Source organism: Bacillus sp. SIMBA_154, from assembly GCF_046536015.1.
Classification (GTDB): domain Bacteria; phylum Bacillota; class Bacilli; order Bacillales; family Bacillaceae; genus Bacillus; species Bacillus pumilus_P.
Genome location: NZ_JAWJBV010000644.1, coordinates 1 through 237, shown reverse-complemented (window position 1 = coordinate 237; position 237 = coordinate 1). Strand labels below are relative to the sequence as shown.

Below are 237 nucleotides of genomic sequence, written 5' to 3'. Positions count from 1 at the left end.
CGATAAAATAACGGCGTTGAATAAAAAAATTTCCAGTCTGCTTCCTTTCAAAGATGACGCGACAGCGCTTGAGCTACTGAAAGTAAACAAAGAGCTTAACCTCACGTTATGCGAGCCTATTGGCTATCCGCTGATGATTGACTGGGTAGGCCAGTTAGAAGACACCGCCATGCGTATTTATTGGCTGTACATAAAGACCAAGCAGGCGTTTCCTTATTCGAGTGACCAGCAAAGCAC

General features: G+C 44.7%; 1 protein-coding gene. It reads left to right on the top strand.

Annotated elements, in window-relative coordinates; genetic code table 11:
- Positions 1-237 (top strand): hypothetical protein (locus R0K30_RS23455; protein ID WP_410613425.1); only part of this gene is annotated, 237 nt, incomplete at both ends.